Genomic DNA, 21436 nt, shown 5'->3' on the forward strand with positions numbered 1-21436 from the left:
CAACACCCGCACGGTCCCCCAGGAAAGCCGTACGGCCCCCGCCGCAGGTGGCGGGGGCCGTACGTAGGAGGAAAGCTCAGCCCACGTGGACCGGCGCGCCCTCGGTCTTCCGCCCGGCCCTGACGAACAGCGTCAGGACGGCCGTCAGCACGGCGATGCCGGTGCTCACCAGGAAGGCCACGTGCATGCCGTCCATGAAGGCGAAGTGCACGGCGTCACCGATCTGCTGCGGCAGCCCGGGAGGAGCCGCGCCGAACGCGGCCGCCTTCTCCAGCCCTTCCAGCTGCGCCGGCGGGATCGCCTGGGCCGCGGGGCCGAGGTAGCCGGGCAGCTTGCTGGAGATCTCGGCGGCCATCACGGCGCCCAGGATCGCGGTGCCGAGCGCGCCGCCGACCTGCATGGCCGACTGCTGCAGACCACCGGCGACGCCGCTCAGCTCGACCGGCGCGTTGCCCACGATGATCTCCGTGGCGCCCACGAAGACCGGCGAGAGGCCGAAGGCCAGCAGCAGGAACGGGATGCCGCTCTCGATGAACGTGGCGTCGATGCTGAGCTGCGACATGAGGAACATCGACAGCGCGGTGATCAGCAGACCGGCCGCCATCGTGATCTTCGGTCCGAGCTTGCCGATCGCCATGCCCGCCAGCGGCGAGGCGACGATCATGCCGGCGCTCATCGGCAGCATGCGCAGACCGGCGTCCAGCGGGGACAGCCCGTGCACGCCCTGGAAGAAGAAGCCCAGGAAGAACATGGCGCCGAACATCGCGAACGCGACCATCATCATCAGCACGGTGCCGATGGAGATCGAGGCGTTCCTGAACAGCGACAGCGGCACCAGCGGCTGGCGGGCGCGGCTCTGCCAGAAGATGAACCCGCCGATGAGGACGGCGAACGCGGCCACGAAGGTCAGCGTGGTCGAGTCGCCCCAGCCCCACTCGGGCGCCTTGATGATCGTCCAGACGAGCGAGAACATCGCGCCGGACAGCAGCAGCACGCCGAGCCAGTCGATCCGCGCCAGCGTCTGCGCGCGGTTGTCCTTGATCAGGAAGATGCCCATGACGAGGGCGATGACGCCGACGGGGGCGTTGATGAAGAAGACGGACTCCCAGCTCACGTTCTGGACCAGCACGCCACCCACGATCGGGCCCGCGGCGCTGGACAGACCGATGATGGCGCCCCAGGCCCCCATCGCCTGGTTGAGCCGCTCACCGGGGAAAGCGCTGCGCAGCAGCGCCAGCGCGGCCGGCTGCAGCAACGCGCCGAACAGACCCTGCAGCACCCGCAGGCCGATCAGCGCGCCGACCGGCGAAAGGCCGGGGATGACGTCCGCCAGGTTCGCGCTCAGGCCGATGCCCACGGAGGAGAGCGCGAAGCCTCCCACGCCGATCAGGAAGACGCGCTTGTGGCCGAACAGGTCGCCGAGCTTGCCCGCGGTGATCAGGAACACCGCCAGCGCCAGCAGGTAGCCACTGGTCACCCACTGCAGATCCGACAACGAGGCTTTCAGGTCGGCCTGGATCGCCGGGTTCGCGATGCCGACGACCGTGCCGTCGAGCATCACCATGATGACGCCCAGACTGACCGCCAGCAGCACGAGCCACGGGTTGCCCCCGGTACCCGTCCGCGCAGGGCCGGGCGATGACGGCGCGTCGACCGCCTTCGCGTGAGCCATGAAGTCCCCCTAAGTACACATACAGCCCCGTACTGGGGCATAGATCTCTTAAGCCTCAGGTAATCTATGTCAGTCGGTGACTTATGACAAACGGGTTTTATTCGTCGGGGTATGACTTATGGCACACTGTGCCAGGAAGGTTTCGAGGGAGTGACCGCTGTGGGTCTACGGGAACGCAAGAAGGAGAAGACGCGCCTCGCGCTTCTCGACGCGGCGCTCGACCTGTTCCTCGAACAAGGATACGAGTCGACCACCGTGGAGCAGATCGCGGGGGTCGTCGATGTCTCTCCCCGCACCTTCTTCCGCTACTTCACCAGCAAGGACCACTTGGTGCTCTGGTTCCACGACCACGCGGAGGAGATCCTGCTCGAGACCCTGGAGTCCCGGCCACCCGATGAGGCGCCGTTCACCGCGATGATGCACGCCATTCGTGCGGTGATCGGCGACATGGAAGGGGGAACGCCCGAAGAGGCGGATAGATTCCAGAAACTGCGCCGGTTGATGGACACATATCCGCATCTCATCGGCCAGTCGGTGGCCAGAGGGGCGGAGACCGAGCGCCGCCTGGCCGAGATGATCGCCGGCCGCCGGGGCACCGATCCCGACGCGGACCAGCTCTCCTACCTCATCGTCGCGTTCGCCATGTCCACGATGCGGGTCGGCTTCGAGTGCCCGCGCCGCGACAGCACGATCCAGGAGGTCATGAGCCGGATGACCGAGACCATCGAGCTGGCCGAGCGCTCGCTCCGGCCGGGATGGGACCTCTAGCGGAGGTCAGTTCATCGTGGGATCGTCCGGACAGGTCGCCACGAAGGCCAGCTCACCGGGCTGCCGCCGCAGCACGTGCCGCCAGAGCGAGCCGGGGTCCCCGTGGAAGGTGTCGCCGACCTCGGAGTCGACGACGTACCAGGCGCCCTCGGCGATCTCGCTCTCCAGCTGCCCCGACGTCCACCCCGCGTAGCCGGCGAAGATCCGCATCTGCGCGATCTCCCCCTGCAGGATCTCGGGCGGCGCGTCCAGATCGACCGTGCCCAGCCGCGAGACGGCCGGGGTGCCCGCGTGCAGCCTGCGCCAGCCGAGGGGCTCCTCACCGCTCGGCACCGCCGCCAGCGCCAGCGCGCTGTCCGTCTGCACGGGCCCGCCTTCGAAGAGCACCGAGGGCCCGGTCACCAGGGGATCCCATACGGGCAGGACCTGCGTCACCGAGACGTCGCTCGGCCGGTTGAGCACCACGCCCAGAGTGCCGCCGTCGAGGTCGTGTTCGAGAATCAGCACGACGCTACGCCGGAAGTTGGGGTCATCGAGAAGCGGCGTCGCCACCAACAACCCGCCGACGTAGATCGCTTCCGCCATACATCCATCATGAAGGGTAATCAGGGGCACGCGCTCCCCCAGTGTGTTGATGTTACTTTCTGTGTTGACTTGGGCACCTTACGTAGCAAAGATCACGCCTTGGGGGGAGCGCATGCGCATCGGAACCCGTCTTGCCCTGGCCACCCTGCCGATGAGCGCGGCGCTCCTCTTTCCCACCGCCGCCGCGTGGGCGTGGCCCCGGCCCGACGCCGGCGACCCGTTCACGATGACGGTCGACGACGTGGGCTGCCGTTCCGGACGGGTGGCCGTCACGTTGCGCAACCAGACCCGCCAGCTCGTACGCTTCGACCTCCAGGCCGACGCCGTGAGCGTGGCCACCGGCTCGATCCCGGCGCGCAAGACGATCGTCCGGCAGGTGCCGGTGGACCGGGGCAGTCGCGCCGAGATCGAGGCGTACTCGGTCGCCGAGCACCACCCGGACACGCTCATCGACTCCACCAGCGTCGAGAACGACTGCCCCTGGGGCCACGCGCGCCACGGCCGCCTTCCCTACACGGGTCCGCCCGCCGACCTGATGGGCAAGCTGGCCACGGCCGGCGGGCTGGTCGTCATGGGCGGGATCTTGTGGTGGTACGGCTCCATCTGGCCGCGCGCGGCCTCCTGAGGGCCCGGATCACGCGGCGCCGGGGGCGACGAACGCGCCGGCCTTGGCGGCGGCGAGCGTGCGGGCCGCCGACCGTTCGGCCGCCTCGCGCGTCAGCGGCTCCCTGCTGACCACGAGCCGGTAGTAGAGCGGGGCCGAGACCGCGCGGATCACCTCCATGCCGTCGGTCCCCGCGGGCAGCTCGCCCCGCTTGACCGCCAGCTCCACCACGTGCGCCCACTCCCCGATGCGGCGCGAGTAGAAGGTGTGCAACGCCTGAGCCGCCTGCTCGTCACAGGTGGCGGCGGCGATCACCGCCTGGAACGTGGCCCCGAGCCTTCCGTCGGTGAGCGCGCCCAGGACGGACAGGGCGTTGGCCCGCAGATCGCCCTCGATGCTCCCCGTGTCCGCATGCGGTGAGGACTGGTTGGCCAGCTCGGTCATGAGGTCCGCGACGAGGCCCGCCGTGCTGCCCCATCGCCGGTATACGGTGGTCTTGCCGACACCCGCCCTGGCCGCCACCTGGTCCATGGTCAGGCCGTGGAAGCCGTGCTCCACCAGCTCGTCCTGCGTGGCGTCCAGCACGGCCGCCCGCACCCGCGCCGTACGCCCACCCGGCCGCACGGTTCCCGCCGAGCGGGAAAGTTGTTCCATCTAGTCTCCTCGTCAGAGATGTCCGTCCCCATCATCTTAACGGAACTCTGATCCCATTAGCTAATCTCTTCCCCCGTTCGGCAATACCGAACTCATCTGCGTTATGGTTCGGGCGTGGGAGAGACGATTCAATCGGTCGAGCGGGCCGCCGCGATCCTGCGGCTGCTCGCCTCAGGTCCGCGCCAGCTCGGGGTCGCCGAGCTGGCCAGGGCGCTGGGCCTGCCCAAGGGGACACTGCACGGCATTCTGCGCACGCTGGTCCACGTCGGGTTCGTCGAGCAGGACCAGGCGAGCGGGAAATACCGCCTCGGGGCCACGCTGCTGCATCTCGGCAGCAGCTATCTCGACGTCAACGAGCTGCGCACCCGGTCCATCAACTGGGCCGACGCCCTGGCGGGACGCAGCAGGGAGAGCGCCTGGATCGGCACCCTGCACGAGGGCAACGTGCTGGTGATCCACCACGTGTTCAGGCCCGACGACAGCATGCAGACCCTGCAGGTCGGCACCTACCTGCCGCCGCACGCCAGCGCCCTGGGCAAGGTGCTGCTCGCCCACGACCCGTACGGCGAGACGGCCGGCCCGCCGCTGGAGCCGTTCACCAAGCGCACGATCGTCGACCCTGACGTGCTCGAAGCGGAGCTCGACCTGGTCAGGACGCGCGGCTGGGCGGCCGAGACCGAGGAGCTGACGGAGGGCGAGGTGGCCATCGCCGCGCCCATCAAGGACCCGCGCGGCCTCGTGGTCGGCGCGATCGGCATCCGCGGCGCCGTCGAGCGGCTGGCCGCCGACGGCGCCCTGCACATGGAGTACGTCTCCTACGTGCGCGACGCGGCCCGCGCCATAACGCGCGACCTGGCGCGATGACTTGTACACCCACTAGGCCACCGAATAGCATTCGTTCGGCATTGCCGAACCGGAACGAAGCGAGGAACCAGTGCCTCGACCGCACTACGTCGCAGCCATCGACCAGGGCACCACGTCCAGCAGGTGCATCGTCTTCGATCAGGCCGGCAGCATCATCTCCGTCGCCCAGCGCGAGCACCGCCAGATCTTCCCCAAGCCCGGCTGGGTCGAGCACGACGCCGGCGAGATCTGGCAGGCCGTGCAGACGGTGCTGGCCGAGGCCGTCAGCGGCGCCGGCATCGAGGACGGCCAGATCGCCGCGCTGGGCATCACGAACCAGCGCGAGACGACCGTGCTGTGGGACCGCGAGACCGGCCGGCCCGTGTGTCCCGCCGTGGTCTGGCAGGACACCCGCACCGACGCGCTGACCCGCGCGCTGTCCGAGCACGAGCAGCTGTTCAAGGAGAAGGCCGGGCTGCCGCTGGCGACCTACTTCGCCGGGCCGAAGATCCGCTGGCTGCTCGACGAGATCCCGGGGCTGCGCGAGCGGGCCGAGCGCGGCGAGGTGCTGTTCGGCACCATGGACTCCTGGCTGCTGTGGAACCTGACCGGCCGCCACCTCACCGACGTGACCAACGCCAGCCGTACGATGCTGATGAACATCCACACGCTGGCCTGGGACGACGAGCTGCTCGCCGCGATGGGCGTGCCCCGCGCGATGCTGCCCGAGATCCGCCCGTCCGCCGAGGTCTACGGGCACACGAGCAACGGCGTCCCGGTGGCCTCGGCGCTCGGCGACCAGCAGGCGGCGCTGTTCGGCCAGACCTGCTTCGCCCCCGGCGAGACCAAGAGCACCTACGGCTCCGGCAGCTTCCTGCTGATGAACACCGGCCAGGAGCCGGTCGTCTCCAAGCACGGCCTGCTGACCACGGTCGGCTACCAGATCGGCGACGGCCCGGCCACCTACGCGCTCGAAGGCGCGATCGCGGTCACCGGCTCCCTGGTGCAGTGGCTGCGCGACAACCTGGGGCTGATCTCCAGCGCCGCCGAGATCGAGACGCTGGCCAAGACGGTCGACGACAACGGCGGCTGCTACTTCGTACCGGCCTTCTCCGGGCTGTTCGCGCCGCACTGGCGCTCGGACGCGCGCGGGGTGATCGCGGGGCTGACCGGGTTCGTCAACAAGGGGCACATCGCGCGGGCGGTGCTGGAGGCCACCGCCTGGCAGACCCGCGAGGTGGTGGACGCGATGAACGCCGACTCGGGCCTCGACCTCACCACGCTGCGCGCCGACGGCGGCATGACCGCCGACAACCTGCTCATGCAGACGCTGGCCGACGTGCTCGCGGTGCCGGTGATCCGGCCGATGGTGGCCGAGACCACCGCGCTGGGCGCCGCCTACGCGGCGGGGCTGGCGACCGGCTACTGGCCCGACATCGACAGCCTGCGCGCCAACTGGCACAAGGCCGCCGAATGGCAGCCCGCGATCGACGCGTCCGTACGCGAGCGCGAATACCGCAACTGGAAGAAGGCCGTGGCCCGCACGCTCGGCTGGGTAGAGCAGTAGGGACTGGAGCAAGCATGACGATCACGATCGGGACCGACAGGGCTGAGATCCGGGCGGAGCTTTCGAGCACCACCTACGACCTGCTCGTGATCGGCGGCGGCATCCTCGGCACGTCAGTGACCTGGATGGCCGCTCAAGCGGGGTTGCGGGTGGCCATGGTGGACGCGGGCGACTTCGCCGGCGCCACGTCCAGCGCCTCCTCCAAGCTCGTCCACGGCGGCCTGCGCTACCTGCAGACCGGCAACGTCAAGCTGGTCGCCGAGAACCACCGCGAACGCCGCGCCCTGGCCGCCGACATCGCGCCGCACCTGGTCAAGCCGCTCACGTTCGTGGTGCCGATCTACAAGGGCGGGCCGCACGGAGCCGCCAAGCTCGGCGCGGGCGTGTTCCTGTACTCGGCGCTGTCGGTGTTCGGCGACGGGATGGGCAAGGTGATCACGCCGCACCAGGCCCAGGCCAAGGTGCCCGCGCTGCGTACCGAGGGGCTGCGCGCCGCCGCCGTCTACGGCGACCACCAGATGAACGACAGCCGCGTCGCCGTCATGACCGTGCGCGCCGCCGTGGACGCGGGCGCGATCGTGCTCAACCACGCCGAGGTCGTCGGGCTGCGCAAGACGAACGGCAGCGTGACCGGGGCCGAGCTGCGCGACCGGCTCGACGGCGCCGAGTTCGGCGTGTCGGCCAGGCTCGTGCTGAACGCCACCGGGCCGTGGGTGGACCACCTGCGGCGCATGGAGGACCCGGACGCCGCGCCGAGCATCCGGCTGTCCAAGGGCGCCCACCTGGTCATGCGCCGCCACGAGCCGTGGAAGGCCGCGCTGACCACGCCGATCGACAAGTACCGCGTGTCGTTCGCCATCCCGTGGGAGGACCACCTGCTGCTGGGCACCACCGACGAGGCGTACGAGGGCGACCCGGCGGACGTGCGCGCCACCGACGCCGACATCGCGCAGATCCTCGACGAGGCCGGGCACGCGGTGCGCGACTCCCAGCTCAGGCGCGAGGACATCACCTATGCCTTCGCCGGCCTGCGGGTGCTGCCCGGCGGGCCCGGCCAGGTGACCTCGGCCAAGCGCGAGACCGTGGTCACGCGCGGCACGGGCGGCATGCTGTCCGTGGCCGGCGGCAAGTGGACGACCTATCGCCACATCGGCCGGCACGTCCTCGACACGCTCGCCCACCTGCCGGGCCGGCCACTCGGCGACGACCTGGCCGCCATCCTGCCCGCCGTGCCGCTGCCCGGCCTGGCCAGCCCCGACGCGGTGGCCATGCGGCTGTGGACCGAGCGGGACCCGGGCACGCGCATGGACCCGCTGGTGGCCAGGAACCTGGCCTCGCACTACGGGACCATCGCGTTCGACGTGGCCAGGCTCATCCGCGAGGACCCGGCGCTGGGCGAGCGCATCCACCCCGACGGTCCGGACATCTGGGCCCAGGCCGTCTACGCGCGCGACCACGAGTGGGCGGCCACGGTGGACGACGTCGTACGCCGCCGCACCACCCTCACCGTGCGCGGCCTCGACACGCCCGAGATCCGCACCCGCATCGCCGCCCTGCTGATCGGCTGATCCGACGGGCTGACCTGGGCTCATCTCCCCTTGCCGGGGAAGGGGAGAGGCATGAGCACTGGCATGAACGAAGCCCTGATCCGCCACTTCCGTGACCTGCGTGACGGCAACCACGGCGCGGCCGTCTCGCGGGAGGACAAGGAACGCCTGTTCGGGACGGCCGTCGAGCTTCTCGACCCGGTGGCGCGCACGGCACTCGGCGAGGTCGACGCCGACCTGCTGCTGGGCACCGGAGAGGTGGTGGCCAGCGGGGTCACCAGGTCGCACGAGGGCGGGCTCAACGCCATGTGGTCGCTGACGTGGCCGGAGCAGCGCGAGAGCGGGATCCAGCCGATCGCCGTCGTCGCCCACTACGGCAGCGACTTCCACCATCCGCATCTGCGGGGCAACACGGTCGGGGACTGGCCGCTCAACGTCTTCGACGCGGCGGACGCGGCGGCGCAGCTCGACACGCTACGGGTGATCGCGGCAGGCGACGCCCACAACCTGGTCTTCCAGGAGAGCTATCGCCTGATGCCCGCCATCACGGCCCAGACCGGCTGACCGCCGGCCCGGTGCGGCGGGTGGGGCCCGCCGGCACCGCGTACCGGATGATCTTGGTTGAAAGCTCTACGCCTCGGTGAAGCCGCGGGCGCGGCCGCCGGCGGACTCCCGGACGGCGGCGGCGACGGCGGTGGCCACGTCAGGGTGGAAGACGCTCGGCACGATGTAGTTGGGGCCCAGCTCCTCCGGCGTGACCACGGCGGCCAGCGCGCCCGCGGCGGCCAGCAGCATCTCCTGCGTCACTCCGCCCGCCTGCGCGTCCAGCAGCCCACGGAACACCCCGGGGAAGGCCAGCACGTTGTTGATCTGGTTGGGGTAGTCGGAGCGCCCCGTCGCCACCACGGCGGCGTGCTCGCGCGCGTCGTCGGGCGACACCTCAGGCTCCGGGTTGGCCAGCGCGAACACCACCGCGTCCTTGGCCATCGTCGCGATGTCGTCACCGGTCAGGATGCCCGGCGCGGACACCCCCACGAACACGTCGGCGTCCTTGACCGCGCCCCGCAGGTCGCCCGCGTAGCCCTCGGCGTTGGTGTGCTCGGCGATCCAGCGCAGCGACTCGTCCAGGTCGTCGCGCTTCTGGTGCACGGCCCCGAGGTAGTCGCACACGATCACGTTGCGCGCGCCCGACGCCAGCAGCAGCCGCAGCACGGCGTTGCCCGCCGCGCCCGCGCCCGCCATGGCGATCTTGACGTTGCTGATGTCCTTGCGTACCACGCGCAGCGCGTTGGTCAGCGCCGCCAGCACGCAGATCGCGGTGCCGTGCTGGTCGTCGTGGAAGACGGGGATGTCGAGCAGCTCGCGCAGCCGGCGCTCCACCTCGAAGCAGCGCGGCGCGCCGATGTCCTCCAGGTTGATCCCGCCGAACCCCGGCGCGATGATCTGCACGGTGCGGACGATCTCGTCGACGTCCTGGGTGTCCAGGCAGATCGGCCAGGCGTCGATGCCCGCGAACCGTTTGAACAGCGCCGCCTTGCCCTCCATGACCGGCAGCGCCGCCTCCGGGCCGATGTTGCCCAGCCCCAGCACCGCGGAGCCGTCGGTGACGACCGCGACGCTGTTGCGCTTGATGGTCAGGCGCCGCGCGTCCTCCTTGTTGCGCGCGATCGCCATGGACACCCGGGCCACGCCCGGCGTGTAGGCCATGGACAGCTCGTCGCGGTTGCGCAGCGGCACCTTCGACTTCATCTCGATCTTGCCGCCGAGATGCATGAGGAACGTGCGGTCGGACACCTTGTGGATGACGACGCCCTCGACGGCCTCAAGCTGGTCGACGATGGCCTGGGCATGGTCGGTGTCCCTGGCCGCGCAGGTGACGTCGATGCGGAGCTTCTCGTGGCCCGCGTTGGTGACGTCGAGGGCGGTCACGACGCCCCCTGCCGACTCTACGGCGTGCGTGAGCTGGCTGACGGCCTTGCCGCCGGCCGGCACTTCGAGCCGCACAGTGATGGAATACGACACACTCGGGACGGTGGCCACGTCAATCGCTCCTTCGGGACTGACCAAGAATCCATCCCATGTTAGGGGGCGTTCGGTCAATCCAGTGCCTCGGCCGCGGTGACGATCAGCTCGACGCAGGCCGGAACCGGGATCGTGGTGCTGTCGACGACCAGATGATATTGGCAGGGATCGGCGGGATCCGCCCGGTAGAAGTGGCGTACGTACGCCGTCCTGGCGCGGTCGTTGTCCTCGATGATCCGCCGGGCCTCGCGCTCGCTCAGCTCCCCCAGCGTCGCCGTCTGCCTGATCCTGCGCTTGATCGGCGCGTCGAGCCGGACGTGCAGCGCGCCGGGGTGATCGGCCAGCACCATCGCCCCCGCCCGGCCCAGGAAGACGCCTCCCTGGTTGCGCGCCATGTCCCGCAGCATCCGCTCGGTACGGCGCACGAACTCCTCGGGCGGCAGCGGCATCGCGCCGGGAACGTACATGTCGACGCCCCCGAACGTGACCGTCGGCAGCCGCATCGCCCCCGACAGCAGCCTGCCGAGGCCGTGCTCGGCCCGGTCGTCATGGGCCAGCGCCTCCTCGAGGCTGCAGCCCAGCTCCTCGGCCACGGCGCTCGGGATGGCCCGGTCGACGAAGGGCACGCCAAGCCGCTCGGCCACGGCCGGGCCGATCTGGCTGCCGGCCGTGCCGTACGTCGCCGAGATGGTGACGACCTGCATAACCTCAGGTTAGAACAGGGCGCTCGCCAATGCTCTACGCGCTTTGGCCAAAGATGGGTCGTCTGCCGGCAATGCGTCGAACAGGCCGAGCAGGTGACGCCTGGCCTGGTCGCGCTCGTCGCCCGAGGTGCGCTTGATCACGGCGATGATCCGGCTGAAGGCCTCGTCGACCGAGCCCGACAGCATCTCCAGGTCGGCCGCGAGCAGGTGGGCGGCCACGTCGGCCGGGTCCTGCAGGCGCCGCTGGACGTCGGCGGGATCGGCGTCGGCGGTCCGCTTGATCAGGCTGACCCCCGCGAGCCCCATCTTGGCGTCCTCGTTGCCGGGCGCGCGGGCCAGCAGCCGCTGATAGGCCTCCGCCGCCGCGTCCATGTCGCCGCTGTCGATGGCCTGCTCGGCCGCCACCAGGTCGGGGTCGGCGGGCGGCTCGGGGGGCGCCTCCTGCTGCTCGCCCTCGGCCACCGGGGGCCGGGCGTCGGGGTTGGCCTCGTAGAACTGCTCGACGGCGCCCATCAGCTCGTCGAGCCAGCGGCTCACCTCCTGCTCGGGCAGCACCTGCTGGAAGCCGGTCACGGCCTGGCCCTGGAAGATGGCCAGCACGGTGGGCACCGCCTGGACCCGCAGCGCCTGGGCGATCTGCGGGCTGGCGTCCACGTTGACCTTGGCCAGCACGGCTCGGCCGCCCAGGTCGCCGACCACCTTCTCCAGCACCGGGCTGAGTTGCGCGCTGCCCGGCGCCCGTGGCGACCAGAGGTCGAGGATCACTGGGATGGTCATCGACCGGTCGATGACGTCGGTCGTGAACGTCTCCTCGGTGACGTCGACGACCGAGGCCCCGGACGCCGCCTGGGGACCCGCCGTCTCCCGCCGGGTCTGCGCGTCGAGTGCCTGTTTGCGCGCGCCCAGGTCCACCGCACCATAGAGTGACCCGGGTCTAGAGAAGTCCGCCATGCTCTTCATCTTGCCGCATGGACGGGGCGGAGAAGTCACCCGCCGCCACCCGCAGCGTGCGCAACTGGTCGAACATCTGGTGAAGTTCGTCCTCGGCGTACATCGTCAGGCCGAACTCGGCCGCCATGAGGTCGCCCGTGGCCCGCCGTACGACGCCCCTGCCCGTGTCGGTGATCTCCGCGAGCACGCCGCGCCCGTCGCGCGGGTTGGGCCGCCGGCAGACGAATCCGGACTTCTCCAGCCTGTCCACCGTGTTCGTGACGCTCGTGGGGTGGACCATGAGCCGTTCGCCGATCTTCGACAAGGGGAGCGCGCCCGTCTTGCTGAAGGTCAGCAGCACCAATGCCTCGTATCTGGCGAAGGTCAAGTCATATGGCTTCAGGAGCGAGTCAAGTTGCGACAGGAGGATCTGGTGCGCTCTCATGATCGAGGTCACGGCGGCCATGGCGGCGGAGCCCCCGAAGTGGGCGCGCCAGGTCTCCGCGGCGCGGTCGATCGGGTCGAACGGCAGGTTGAGCGGCTTCGGCTGCGACACAGCGCTACGGTAGCGCGGCCCTCGTCCCGGTTCGTCTGATTACTCTCCGCGACAGGCATCCTCGCTTGACCAAGAATCCGGACATCAATCATCACGCTCAGTTATGGTTCTCGTACGAATGGTGACGGTGAAGCCAAGTCCAACAGCCGTGGGGACGGGCTGGGACTGATCGCTTCCACCTCACCGAGTGGGCACGGGGGGTGCTTGATGAACGTCAACGGGGAAACGGGTGCGTGAGCACGCGGGTGTTTCACGAGAAGAGCTGAAGCAGAGCGCGGCCGTCACTGTGGCCGTGCTCCTGGCTCTCGGCCTGGTCGCGGCGTGGAACGTCCTGATACCTGGCGTGGACGCGTGGGAGAACATCGTGGCCGCGGTCATCGGCTCGCTCCGGTTGACCGGGCCGGTGGCCGCGGCCTTCGCCGCCTGGGTGGCGCTGCGCAAGCGCAAGGCGCTGCGCGGCCGCTCGCTCACGACGTGGCGGGCGCTCAAGGCGCCGCTGGCGATCGTGCTGGTGGTGCTGGGGTCGTTCGGGGCGACGGTGCTGGTCCTGGCGGTCAAGACGGTGCTCACCGACCAGGCGGGCCGGCTGAGCCTGTCCGGCCTGGGCATGGGCATGGCGGGGCTGGCGCTCTACTCGGTGATCGGGTGGGTGGCCGGCTGGGTGCTGCCCAGGGCCTACACACCGCCGCTCGCGGGGCTGGCCTGCTACGGGGTGTTCTCGTGGCTGGCCGACGACCGCGGATGGGCCGACAAGCTGGCGCCGGGCACCGGTGAGCCGTACGACCTGTTCCAGGGGTTGAGCGGAGCACCGTTCTTCGACCAGACCATCTGGCTGCTCGGCATCACGGCGGCGCTGCTGCTCGGCTGGGCGGCGCTGGTGACCAGGCAGGCGCTGGTGCTGGCGTGCGCGCTGCTGGCTGTGCTGGCGGCGGGCATGGGCGTGTCCAGGGTGCTGGCGCAGCCGAAGCCGGCCGCCGCGGAGGACATCGCGTACAGCTGCCAGGAGTGGCCGATCACCGTGTGCGTGCACCCGGGGATGCGGGCCGGGCTGACCGAGCTGGGGGCGGCGTTCACGCAGATCGCCTCCAGGCTGGCGGGGACGCCGGCCGCGTTCACCCGGGTGGAGCAGCGGCCGCTGGACGACGATCTGAAGCCGTCCAGCGGGCTGGCGCCGGTGCACGTGCCCGACCTCTCGGCCGGGTTCGCGGAGGAGGCGGCGTACGAGTACATCGAGTCGCTGGCCACCCGCTGCCCCGGCACGGTCGCGGCCGGCTACCGGGAGATCGTGATGGCCTGGCTGCGCGGCGAGCCGCTGCCCGGCGGGCCGATGCCGGAGCACCAGTACGCGGCGTCGTGGTTCTCGGGGCTGAGCGAGCACCAGCGGCGGGAATGGCTGCGCATGTTCTACAGCGATTTCCAGCGGTGCACGCTGGCGAGCACGCACTTCGGCGGCGGCCCCGCCCGGGTCCAGGTGGCGCCGTCCGCGCGCCCCACGCCGGAGTCGAGCCACGTCTATCCGGTCTACCCGGATCCCGGCGCCACGCCCGCGGCGAACTCGGCCCCCGGCGCCCCTGGCGCCGGTTCCGCGCCGGATCCGGCCCCGGTCGGGCTGGCGCCGGAGAGGCCCGCCGGGGAGCTGCCCGGTAGGGAGGCGCCCGCCGCCGAGTGGTCGCCGGAGACGCTCGCCGTGGACTGGGCGCCCGAACCCTCCGAAACCTCCGAGACCGGATGGGGACCGGAGATGTCACCAAACAGCTGGCACTGATGATCGACGAGCGGGTAGTCATGCTCGCATGACGACATCCCAGACGACGCTGCCCGACCTGACTCCCGGGCGGCGACGCAGGTGGCGATATATAGCGGGATTCCTGGTCCTGGCGGTCCTGCTCGTGGTGGGGGGCCGCCTGGCCTGGTCCTGGCTCAACCCCATGGGCGAGCAGACCATCGACCGCAGCCAGCCCGTGCTCCTGCAGTCCATCAAGGATCTGAGCAGGTTCGAGGCCGCGACGGGGAACTTCCAGGTGGTCGTGGACCTGGAGAAGGACGCCAACTTCCTGCCGGACGCGATCAAAGGCACCCGTACGCTGTTCGTCGGGGCCGGCGGGGTGGACGCGTACGTCGACTTCTCCGCCATGGCGAAGGACGCGGTGACGGTCTCGGAGGACCGCAAGGAGGCGACCATCCGCCTGCCGCGCGCCCAGCTGGAGAAGCCGAACCTGGACAACAGCCGCTCGTACGTGTTCGCGCAGCAGCGCGGCCTGTTCGACCGCGTGTCGGACTTCCTGTCGGGCTCTCCGGGTGATCAGCGGGAGCTGTACCTGCTGGCCGAGAAGAAGATCAGCGAGGCGGCCGTCGCGAGCGACCTGCGCGCCAGGGCCGACGCCAACACCAAGGCGATGCTCTCGGGCATGCTCAAGTCGCTCGGCTTCACGAAGGTCACGGTCAAGTTCACCGACGAGCCCTGAGCGCGAGAGCGCCAGGTCAGAGGCATCGGGGCGCGACGAGAAGCCGGCCATCCCCGGCTGACCCCGCGTGCCGCCCTAGGCACCCGTAGGTGACCTAGGGGTGCTCTCACGTGCGCCTTAGTCGCCCTGTGCGCTCACCTAAGTACCTCCCTAGCTGCCGATACGTCGGGAGATAAGGCATACGCCCGATGTGCCGGGGAGGGCCTTAGGAGGAGTCTTAAGTCTGCAGGGAACAAGGAGCACGAACACAGGAGCACTCGGATGAACGCCGAACTCGAATACACCATGATGCAGCACCACGCCTCCGAGCTTCGCCAGGCCGCCGCCGAGCAGCGGCGCGTACGTGAGGCGCTGAAGGTCCGGCGGGGCGAGCGTCGCCACCGCTCGGTCTTCGCGAAGTTCCTGGCGTCATGACCGTCCACAAGCAGCCCGGCCGCAACCTCCCTCGCGGCCGGGCTGAGTCGCCTCCTTAGGGGGGCAGGTTCTGGGCCGCATTCCTGGTCGGCCCCGGACGCAGCGTCACGGAGCCCCGGTCCATATTCCTGGTTGGACCGGGGCATCGCGCTGTCCACAGACCGGGGCATCGCTGCCCGCGGACCGGGGCATCGCGCTGTCCACAGGTCACGTACTCACTCGCTGACGTGGCGCCTGCATGCCCTGGTCGCTGGGCGCCGGGGCCGCGCTGACCAGGCCGGCCGAGATGCCGGCGTTCCTGGGGACTCTCGGCACGACCGCCGCACCGGGTTCGAGGTAGCGCCGGTTGCCGAGGTGCCAGGCGACGTTCCCGCACATCCAGTTCTGCAGCCCCTCGACGTACGCCGCCACTCCGGCCCCGCCGCCGGCCAGGTCATCGCGTACGATGCGCTGAAATTTCCGTACACAGGCCGTGAGCTGGTCGTTGACGATGTCCACGGCCGTCTGCAGGTCGCATTCCAGGAAGCGGCAGACCGTCAGCACGCCGTTGTTGGGCTGACGTTCGACCTCGGTCTCCAGCCGGTAGGACACGATGTCGTTGACCAGGCCGAGGTGATCGGCGCAGGCGTGGCGCAGCTCCCGCACGGATTCGTCGTCCAGCAGCTCGCCGGGCAGGCCGAGCCGCTGGATCAGCAGCGCCAGCCGGTCGGAGCCCTTCGCCTCGCGGGCGGTCTCGATGTAGTGGATGGGGTCGGGGACCCGCCGCCGCACGCTGTTGGCCAGCTCCCACAGGTTGCCCGCGCAGCACGTCAGCACCTCGTCGCGGAGCCCCGATCGCCGTTCACGCGGCAGGCGAGGGGCCGTCCTGGCCCACAGGTCCGCCAGCCCGCGCTCGACGCAGTTGGCGGGTGCGGGCGTGACGCCGCCGTCGAGCGGCATGAATCGGGGCAGCCGGCCGGCGAAGAGCCGGGCCGCCGCCAGGTCGCCGCGCGCATGATGCTCGGCCACGAAGTGGTCGCCGAGCGCGAGGACCCAGATGAACCACAGCGCCGTCAGCTCCAGCAGCTCGGCAGAGGCGCCGGGGTTGGTCATCGCGCACCATTTGGCGAGCTCCATCGCCTCGAACCTGCCGCCCGACCACAGCCCGCCCGGCGCTCCGATCATCCCCATCTCGCCGGCCCACGCCCTGCTGGCGCGGTGGGCGGCGGCGTGGTGCGGGTTCAGGCGCACGGTCCACGGCATGTGGAAATCGGGCAGGAGGAAGGGATAGCCGGGCGTCGCCGCGGCGCCCGGGGGCCGCGGCAGCGCGGCCGAGGTGCCGAGCCCCGTCGGCCCGCCGGGCCGGCGTCCCGCCGGCGCCCCCGGTCTCACCTCACGGCCGGAGCGCTCGTGCCATTCGCGGGAGCCGGACTCGAACTCCCGCAGCGCCCGGACGAACCGGACGACCCGGGCCCGCTGCTCCGGGTCGAGCCCCTGCTCCGCCATCAGCTCGGGAAGATCGGCGGCCGCCGTTGCCTCCAACTGCCGCAACCGGGCGGTACGCAGGTCGTTCACCCGGTCGGCGGCCGTCTGCGGGTCGCAGCCCAGGAACCGCTCCAGCATCGCCACCCCGTTGCCCGGCCCGCCCTCGCGCCGGTAGGAGTAGAGGTCGTCGCACAGGTGCACGGCGTCGGCGAACGCGTCGCGCAGCACCCTGAACGGCCGCGTGCCGACGATCTCACCGGGCAGCTCGTCCGCCAGCACGTGCTCGACCAGGCCGGCCGACCAGGAGGCGCTGCCGGAGGCCCGGCGCAGGCCGACGTACTCGATGGGGTTGGGCGCCCGGCCGTCCGCCAGCAGGTCGCGCTCGCGCAGCCGGCCCTGGAGGAGTGCCCGCGTGGCGGCCGCGAACCGCCGCCGCCGGCCGGGCGGCATGCCGGTCACCGTACGCGGCCAGAGATCGGCCAGGGCGCGCTCGCCCGGGTTCGCCGGGGACGGGACGGGGGCCGATCCCTCCGGGATGAATCCGGCGAGCCCGTCCAGATACGCCTTGGCCTCCCGGCGCGGTCGCGCGCAGACCTGGGGGAAGTGGTCGTCGAGCCAGGACGTCCAGACGTACCAGCCGGTGAGCAGGTCCAGCTCCGCCGGGGAGGCGTCAGGATGGCGGTAGGCCGCCAGCAGGGCGATCCGCATCGACGCGAACGCCGGCTCGTCCCAGATCCGCGGGCCCTGGCGGTCTGAGCGGTCCAGCAGGCCCATCTCCCGCGCCCAGCTCCTGGAGCGTTCGTCGGCCGAGCTCACGTGCGGGTTCAGGCGTGCGGGGACGGGCTGACAGAGGGTGGGAAGTTCGTACGGGTAGGCCGTCATCAGGCCCTGCCTTCGCGACAAAAGAACGGGGGCTTATGCAGTTGTAGTGGCCTTGTGGGACGCAAGTGCCTCTTTGGGCACCATTATGCGCACGCACTGTAACGAGATCGCAACCCTCCGAATGCGGACTGTGCATTGTCCGTCCCCGGACGAGAGGCGATGATGGCCGGTATGGGCAAGCGCGCGCTCGTGTGGACAGGGGCCGTCGTCGCGGTGGCGCCCCTGGTCGGGCTCGGCATCTACTTCGCGCGGGTGGGCCTGGCGGACGCCGACCAGCTCGCCAGCGTGATCGGGGTGTTCGTCGCCCTGGCCGGGCTGGGCGTCTCGGTGTACGGGCTGATCACCGGCCGCCCGCCCGCGCAACCGGAGCCACCACAGAAGGAGACGCCGCCGCCCCCGCGACCGGACGTGTCGGCCTCGGGGCCGCGTTCGATCGCCATCGGGGGCGACAACAGCGGCATCGTCTCCACCGGCGACGACGCCACGAACATCCAGCGCCGCGAGCAGCCCTAGGGAACGCGGATGAGCAGCGCGTCGCCCTGACCGCCGCCGCCGCACAGGCCCGCGGCCCCCAGGCCGCCGCCCCTGCGCTTCAGCTCGTACGCCAGCGACAGCACGATCCTCGCCCCCGAAGCGCCGATCGGGTGCCCCAGCGCGATGCCGCCCCCGTTGACGTTGACCTTGTCGAGCGCGATGCCGAGCTCCTTCGCCGACTGGAGCACGACGCTGGCGAACGCCTCGTTGATCTCCACCAGGTCGAGGTCGCCGGCCGTCACGCCCTGCTTGGCCATCGCGTGCTTGATCGCGTTCGCCGGCTGCGACTGCAACGACGCGTCGGGTCCGGCGACGTTGCCGTGCCTGCCGATCTCCGCCAGCCAGGTCAGGCCCAGCTCCTCGGCCTTGGCCCTGGACATGACCACCACGGCGCAGGCGCCGTCGGAGATCTGCGAGGCCGAGCCCGCCGTGATCGTGCCGTCCGCCGCGAAGGCCGGGCGCAGCTTGGCCAGCGTCTCCACGGTCGTGTCGCCGCGTACGCCCTCGTCCTCCTTGACCACCACCGGCTCGCCCCTGCGCTGCGGGATCTCGACCGGGACGATCTCGTCCTCGAAGACGCCGTTCTTCATGGCGGCGGCGGCGAGCTGGTGCGAGCGGGCCGACAGGGAGTCCTGCTCTTCGCGGCCGATGCCGAGCCTCGCGTTGTAGCGCTCCGTCGACTCCCCCATCGCGCACTGGTCGAACGCGCAGAACAGGCCGTCGTGGGCCATCGAGTCGAGCACGTCCGACGAGCCGTACTTGACGCCCTTGCGCAGGCCGGGCAGCAGGTGGGGGGCGTTGGTCATGGACTCCATGCCGCCGGCCACCACGATGTCGAACTCGCCCGCCCTGATGAGCTGGTCGGCCAGGGCGATGGCGTCCAGCCCCGACAGGCAGACCTTGTTGATGGTGACGGAGGGGACGGTCATCGGGATGCCCGCCTTGACGGCGGCCTGGCGGGAGGGGATCTGACCGGCGCCCGCCTGGAGGACCTGGCCCATGATCACGTACTCGACCGCCTCGGGCGCCACCCCCGCGCGCTGGAGCGCGGCCTTGATCGCGATGCCCCCGAGGTCCACGGCCTGCAGGCCGGACAGGGCGCCGAGGAGCTTGCCGATGGGGGTGCGAGCTCCGGCCACGATGACGGAACTGGACATGACAACGGCCTCCTGTGCTCGCGTCGGGTTCTTTGACACCATACCCACGAGTAGTACGCCGCTCGCTATGGAGGTAGGCCACACATGTTCATGCGGATCGACCACATCGGCATCGCCTGCAGGAACCTCGAGGAGAAGATCGCCTTCTTCTCCGAGACGTTCGAGCTGACCGTCGTGACCCGCGAGGTGAACGAGGAGCAGGGCGTCAAGGAGGCCATGCTGCACATCGCCGACGGCGAAGGCGGGAGCTCCTACATTCAGCTCCTGGAGCCTCTCTCCGAAGACTCACCTGTGGGAAAATTCCTGGCGAAGCGGGGCGAGGGCGTCCATCATGTTGCATTCGGTGTACGCGACGTCACGCAAACCATGGCTAAGATCAATGAGAAGGGCGTGCGGCTGCTGGACGAGCACCCGAGGCACGGATCGATGGGCTCGGAGATCGCCTTCCTGCATCCCAAGGATGTAGGGGGAGTGCTGACGGAATTGGTCCAGGCGGCTGAGCGCTGAAAACACGCAAAATCGGTCATATGTAACTAGTCACGCAGAAAGTTGGACGGGGCTTCGCAGGCGGCACCAGCGGAGTACGCTTGACCTTCCACCGGACAAGGAGCCTGCCGAGAGGCACAGGCTTCTGGCTCGGATGCCCCGAACCCCCCGTCCGGCCCGTGTAGCCGTCTCGACAACCCAGGATCGAGCCTCCATGCAGTCCGACATCGACGCCCAGCTCAACAATTTCTTCGAAGACGCTCCAGCGCGCGAGTTCGACGTGGTGCTTCGCGGTTACGACCGGCATCAGGTCCACGATCATCTGAAGCAGCTCGATGGAGAGCTACGCCAGTCCCGCGAGCAGCTAGCCGGCCTGCAGCGCGATCTGTCCGACTCCCAGCGCCAGCTACAGGAGCAGGAGCGTCCCACCTACTCCGGTCTCGGCGCGCGCATCGAGCAGCTGCTGCGCCTGGCCGAGGAGCAGGCCACGGAGCTCGTGCAGGCCGCCAGGTCCGAGGCCAACGAGATCAAGGCCGCGGCCAAGGTCGAGGCGGCCGACCTGCGTGCCGCCGCTGAGGCTGAGGCGGCCGACAAGCGCGCCCAGGCCACGCGCGAGAGCGACGACATGCGCACGACCGCGGAGCGGGAGGCCGAGGAGATCCGCTCGACCGCCCGCCGCGAGGCCGACGAGCTGACCAACACCACCGAGCGCGATGCCGCCAAGCTGCGGGCCACCGCCGATCACGAGGTCGCGGAGAAGCGGGCCGACGCCGAGCGCGAGATCGCCAAGCTGCGCACCACCACCGAGCGCGAGGTCGCCCAGCTCAGGGCATCGACCAAGCGCGAGCGTGACGAGGTCCTGACCACCGCCAAGCGGCAGGCCGACGAGATGCGCGCGCAGGCGCAGCGGGTGCTGGAGGAGTCGGAGGCCAAGCGGGCGCAGGACGAGGCGGAGTTCGAGATCCAGCTCGCCTCCCGCCGCGAGGATGCCGAGCGCCAGGAGGCCGAGCGCCACTCCACCGCGCAGGCCGCCACGCAGAAGCTGGTCGCCGAGGCCGAGCAGCGCGCCGCAACGGCCGAGTCGAGGGCCACGAAGGCGACGCAGCAGGCCGACCAGACCCGCCGCGAGGCCGATCTGCACGCCAAGCAGCTCGTCGCGAACGCACGCAAGAGCTCCGAGTCGATCGTGTCCGAGGCCAAGTCGAGCGCCGACACCATCGTCACCGAGGCGAAGAACGAAGCCGAGCGCACCCGCTCGGCGATGCAGCGCCAGGTCGACGAGCTCACCCGCCAGCGCGACAGCATCACCAGCCACCTCGCTCAGCTGCGCCAGCTCCTGGGCGGCGCCGCTCTGCCGGGCCTGGAGCCGGAGCCCGCGGTCACCGCGGCCCCGCCGAAGCCCGCGATCGCCGCTCCGGTGATCGAGGCCCCCGTCCCGGCCCCGGCCGCGACGCCCGCCCCCAAGGCACAGGCCAAGTCCGAGGACGACGCCGAATGGTGGCAGGAGTAACGGCCGCCGCAGCGGCAGCGCGTGCTAGGGGCAGGCACGCGCGGGCTCACGGGGGCTGAACAACGGCTGTTT

At 70.5% G+C, this 21436-nt stretch carries 21 protein-coding genes; 12 read left to right on the top strand and 9 right to left on the bottom strand.

The genetic code is table 11. From position 1 onward, the window contains the following. Positions 1–76 precede the first annotated feature (76 nt). Positions 77–1672, bottom strand: a complete 1596-nt coding sequence (locus ABEA43_RS35960) for an MFS transporter (protein ID WP_345568968.1) — start codon at positions 1670–1672, stop codon at positions 77–79. Positions 1673–1831: 159 nt separating this feature from the next. On the opposite strand from ABEA43_RS35960, the gene ABEA43_RS35965 reads away from it, so the two are divergent. Then, positions 1832–2440: a TetR family transcriptional regulator gene (locus ABEA43_RS35965; RefSeq protein ID WP_345568970.1), complete on the top strand. Its 609-nt coding sequence runs from the start codon at positions 1832–1834 to the stop codon at positions 2438–2440. A gap of 6 nt (positions 2441–2446) precedes the next feature. Here the strand turns inward: ABEA43_RS35965 and ABEA43_RS35970 are convergent, their stop codons facing one another. Continuing rightward, positions 2447–3025, bottom strand: coding sequence for a YqgE/AlgH family protein (locus tag ABEA43_RS35970; protein ID WP_345568972.1), 579 nt, complete (start codon positions 3023–3025; stop codon positions 2447–2449). A gap of 112 nt (positions 3026–3137) precedes the next feature. Between ABEA43_RS35970 and ABEA43_RS35975 the strand changes: the two genes are divergently transcribed. Next, complete coding sequence (locus ABEA43_RS35975; RefSeq protein ID WP_345568973.1) at positions 3138–3650, top strand: hypothetical protein; 513 nt, start codon at positions 3138–3140, stop codon at positions 3648–3650. Positions 3651–3659: 9 nt separating this feature from the next. Here the strand turns inward: ABEA43_RS35975 and ABEA43_RS35980 are convergent, their stop codons facing one another. Then, positions 3660–4283: a TetR/AcrR family transcriptional regulator gene (locus tag ABEA43_RS35980; protein ID WP_345568975.1), complete on the bottom strand. Its 624-nt coding sequence runs from the start codon at positions 4281–4283 to the stop codon at positions 3660–3662. 114 nt (positions 4284–4397) lie between these two features. Between ABEA43_RS35980 and ABEA43_RS35985 the strand changes: the two genes are divergently transcribed. The 4 genes from ABEA43_RS35985 (at position 4398) to ABEA43_RS36000 (ending at position 8804) form a co-directional block, all read left to right on the top strand. Then, the gene (locus tag ABEA43_RS35985) at positions 4398–5147 is read left to right on the top strand and encodes an IclR family transcriptional regulator (RefSeq protein WP_345568976.1); all 750 of its coding nucleotides are present in this window, start codon (positions 4398–4400) and stop codon (positions 5145–5147) included. A 70-nt stretch (positions 5148–5217) separates the two neighbouring features. After that, positions 5218–6693, top strand: coding sequence for a glycerol kinase GlpK (gene glpK / locus ABEA43_RS35990; protein ID WP_345568977.1), 1476 nt, complete (start codon positions 5218–5220; stop codon positions 6691–6693). Between the two features lie 14 nt (positions 6694–6707). Then, positions 6708–8261 (top strand): glycerol-3-phosphate dehydrogenase/oxidase, encoded by a 1554-nt coding sequence (locus ABEA43_RS35995; RefSeq protein WP_345568979.1) that lies wholly within the window; start codon positions 6708–6710, stop codon positions 8259–8261. 51 nt (positions 8262–8312) lie between these two features. Next, positions 8313–8804 (top strand): hypothetical protein, encoded by a 492-nt coding sequence (locus ABEA43_RS36000; protein ID WP_345568981.1) that lies wholly within the window; start codon positions 8313–8315, stop codon positions 8802–8804. Between the two features lie 66 nt (positions 8805–8870). On the opposite strand, the gene ABEA43_RS36005 is transcribed toward ABEA43_RS36000, so the two are convergent. From ABEA43_RS36005 to ABEA43_RS36020, 4 genes are read right to left on the bottom strand one after another with little or no spacing between them, the layout of a single operon-like run. Then, entirely contained in the window at positions 8871–10280 is a 1410-nt protein-coding gene (locus ABEA43_RS36005) for an NAD-dependent malic enzyme (RefSeq protein ID WP_345568984.1), read from the bottom strand. Positions 10281–10336: 56 nt separating this feature from the next. Beyond that, positions 10337–10966, bottom strand: coding sequence for a cytidylate kinase-like family protein (locus ABEA43_RS36010; protein ID WP_345568986.1), 630 nt, complete (start codon positions 10964–10966; stop codon positions 10337–10339). 9 nt (positions 10967–10975) lie between these two features. Then, positions 10976–11917: a tetratricopeptide repeat protein gene (locus tag ABEA43_RS36015; RefSeq protein ID WP_345568987.1), complete on the bottom strand. Its 942-nt coding sequence runs from the start codon at positions 11915–11917 to the stop codon at positions 10976–10978. Continuing rightward, on the bottom strand, positions 11901–12452 hold the full coding sequence (locus ABEA43_RS36020) for a MarR family winged helix-turn-helix transcriptional regulator (protein WP_345568989.1): 552 nt from the start codon (positions 12450–12452) through the stop codon (positions 11901–11903). The genes ABEA43_RS36015 and ABEA43_RS36020 overlap by 17 nt, the downstream gene beginning before the upstream one ends. Before the next feature lie 229 nt (positions 12453–12681). Here ABEA43_RS36020 and ABEA43_RS36025 point away from each other — a divergent pair, with 229 nt between their 5' ends. The 3 genes from ABEA43_RS36025 (at position 12682) to ABEA43_RS36035 (ending at position 15331) form a co-directional block, all read left to right on the top strand. Then, positions 12682–14217: a hypothetical protein gene (locus ABEA43_RS36025; RefSeq protein ID WP_345568991.1), complete on the top strand. Its 1536-nt coding sequence runs from the start codon at positions 12682–12684 to the stop codon at positions 14215–14217. A 28-nt stretch (positions 14218–14245) separates the two neighbouring features. After that, positions 14246–14917 carry a DUF4230 domain-containing protein gene (locus ABEA43_RS36030; RefSeq protein ID WP_345568993.1) on the top strand — a complete coding sequence of 224 codons (672 nt, stop codon included), beginning with the start codon at positions 14246–14248 and terminating at the stop codon, positions 14915–14917. Positions 14918–15178: 261 nt separating this feature from the next. Next, positions 15179–15331 (top strand): hypothetical protein, encoded by a 153-nt coding sequence (locus ABEA43_RS36035; RefSeq protein ID WP_345568995.1) that lies wholly within the window; start codon positions 15179–15181, stop codon positions 15329–15331. Positions 15332–15538: 207 nt separating this feature from the next. Here the strand turns inward: ABEA43_RS36035 and ABEA43_RS36040 are convergent, their stop codons facing one another. Beyond that, the gene (locus ABEA43_RS36040; protein ID WP_345568997.1) at positions 15539–17677 is read right to left on the bottom strand and encodes a terpene synthase family protein; all 2139 of its coding nucleotides are present in this window, start codon (positions 17675–17677) and stop codon (positions 15539–15541) included. 171 nt (positions 17678–17848) lie between these two features. On the opposite strand from ABEA43_RS36040, the gene ABEA43_RS36045 reads away from it, so the two are divergent. Continuing rightward, positions 17849–18190 (top strand): hypothetical protein, encoded by a 342-nt coding sequence (locus ABEA43_RS36045; protein ID WP_345568999.1) that lies wholly within the window; start codon positions 17849–17851, stop codon positions 18188–18190. On the opposite strand, the gene ABEA43_RS36050 is transcribed toward ABEA43_RS36045, so the two are convergent. Next, complete coding sequence (locus ABEA43_RS36050; protein WP_345569000.1) at positions 18187–19368, bottom strand: acetyl-CoA C-acetyltransferase; 1182 nt, start codon at positions 19366–19368, stop codon at positions 18187–18189. The genes ABEA43_RS36045 and ABEA43_RS36050 overlap by 4 nt on opposite strands. 84 nt (positions 19369–19452) lie before the next feature. On the opposite strand from ABEA43_RS36050, the gene mce reads away from it, so the two are divergent. Then, positions 19453–19875 (top strand): methylmalonyl-CoA epimerase, encoded by a 423-nt coding sequence (mce, locus tag ABEA43_RS36055; RefSeq protein ID WP_345569001.1) that lies wholly within the window; start codon positions 19453–19455, stop codon positions 19873–19875. Positions 19876–20068: 193 nt separating this feature from the next. Continuing rightward, complete coding sequence (locus ABEA43_RS36060) at positions 20069–21364, top strand: DivIVA domain-containing protein (RefSeq protein ID WP_345569002.1); 1296 nt, start codon at positions 20069–20071, stop codon at positions 21362–21364. Positions 21365–21436: the final 72 nt, after the last annotated feature.

The organism is Nonomuraea rosea, from assembly GCF_039539705.1.
Lineage (GTDB): Bacteria > Actinomycetota > Actinomycetes > Streptosporangiales > Streptosporangiaceae > Nonomuraea > Nonomuraea rosea.

What these genes read in the sequence shown, in the direction of transcription:
- ABEA43_RS35960 (WP_345568968.1), bottom strand. Translation starts at nt 1,672, where the DNA reads ATGGCTCACGCGAAGGCGGTCGACGCGCCGTCATCGCCCGGCCCTGCG.
- ABEA43_RS35970 (WP_345568972.1), bottom strand. Translation starts at nt 3,025, where the DNA reads ATGGCGGAAGCGATCTACGTCGGCGGGTTGTTGGTGGCGACGCCGCTT.
- ABEA43_RS35975 (WP_345568973.1), top strand. Translation starts at nt 3,138, where the DNA reads ATGCGCATCGGAACCCGTCTTGCCCTGGCCACCCTGCCGATGAGCGCG.
- ABEA43_RS35980 (WP_345568975.1), bottom strand. Translation starts at nt 4,283, where the DNA reads ATGGAACAACTTTCCCGCTCGGCGGGAACCGTGCGGCCGGGTGGGCGT.
- ABEA43_RS35995 (WP_345568979.1), top strand. Translation starts at nt 6,708, where the DNA reads ATGACGATCACGATCGGGACCGACAGGGCTGAGATCCGGGCGGAGCTT.
- ABEA43_RS36000 (WP_345568981.1), top strand. Translation starts at nt 8,313, where the DNA reads ATGAGCACTGGCATGAACGAAGCCCTGATCCGCCACTTCCGTGACCTG.
- ABEA43_RS36010 (WP_345568986.1), bottom strand. Translation starts at nt 10,966, where the DNA reads ATGCAGGTCGTCACCATCTCGGCGACGTACGGCACGGCCGGCAGCCAG.
- ABEA43_RS36015 (WP_345568987.1), bottom strand. Translation starts at nt 11,917, where the DNA reads ATGGCGGACTTCTCTAGACCCGGGTCACTCTATGGTGCGGTGGACCTG.
- ABEA43_RS36030 (WP_345568993.1), top strand. Translation starts at nt 14,246, where the DNA reads ATGACGACATCCCAGACGACGCTGCCCGACCTGACTCCCGGGCGGCGA.
- ABEA43_RS36035 (WP_345568995.1), top strand. Translation starts at nt 15,179, where the DNA reads ATGAACGCCGAACTCGAATACACCATGATGCAGCACCACGCCTCCGAG.
- ABEA43_RS36040 (WP_345568997.1), bottom strand. Translation starts at nt 17,677, where the DNA reads ATGACGGCCTACCCGTACGAACTTCCCACCCTCTGTCAGCCCGTCCCC.
- ABEA43_RS36045 (WP_345568999.1), top strand. Translation starts at nt 17,849, where the DNA reads ATGGGCAAGCGCGCGCTCGTGTGGACAGGGGCCGTCGTCGCGGTGGCG.
- ABEA43_RS36050 (WP_345569000.1), bottom strand. Translation starts at nt 19,368, where the DNA reads ATGTCCAGTTCCGTCATCGTGGCCGGAGCTCGCACCCCCATCGGCAAG.
- mce (WP_345569001.1), top strand. Translation starts at nt 19,453, where the DNA reads ATGTTCATGCGGATCGACCACATCGGCATCGCCTGCAGGAACCTCGAG.
- ABEA43_RS36060 (WP_345569002.1), top strand. Translation starts at nt 20,069, where the DNA reads ATGCAGTCCGACATCGACGCCCAGCTCAACAATTTCTTCGAAGACGCT.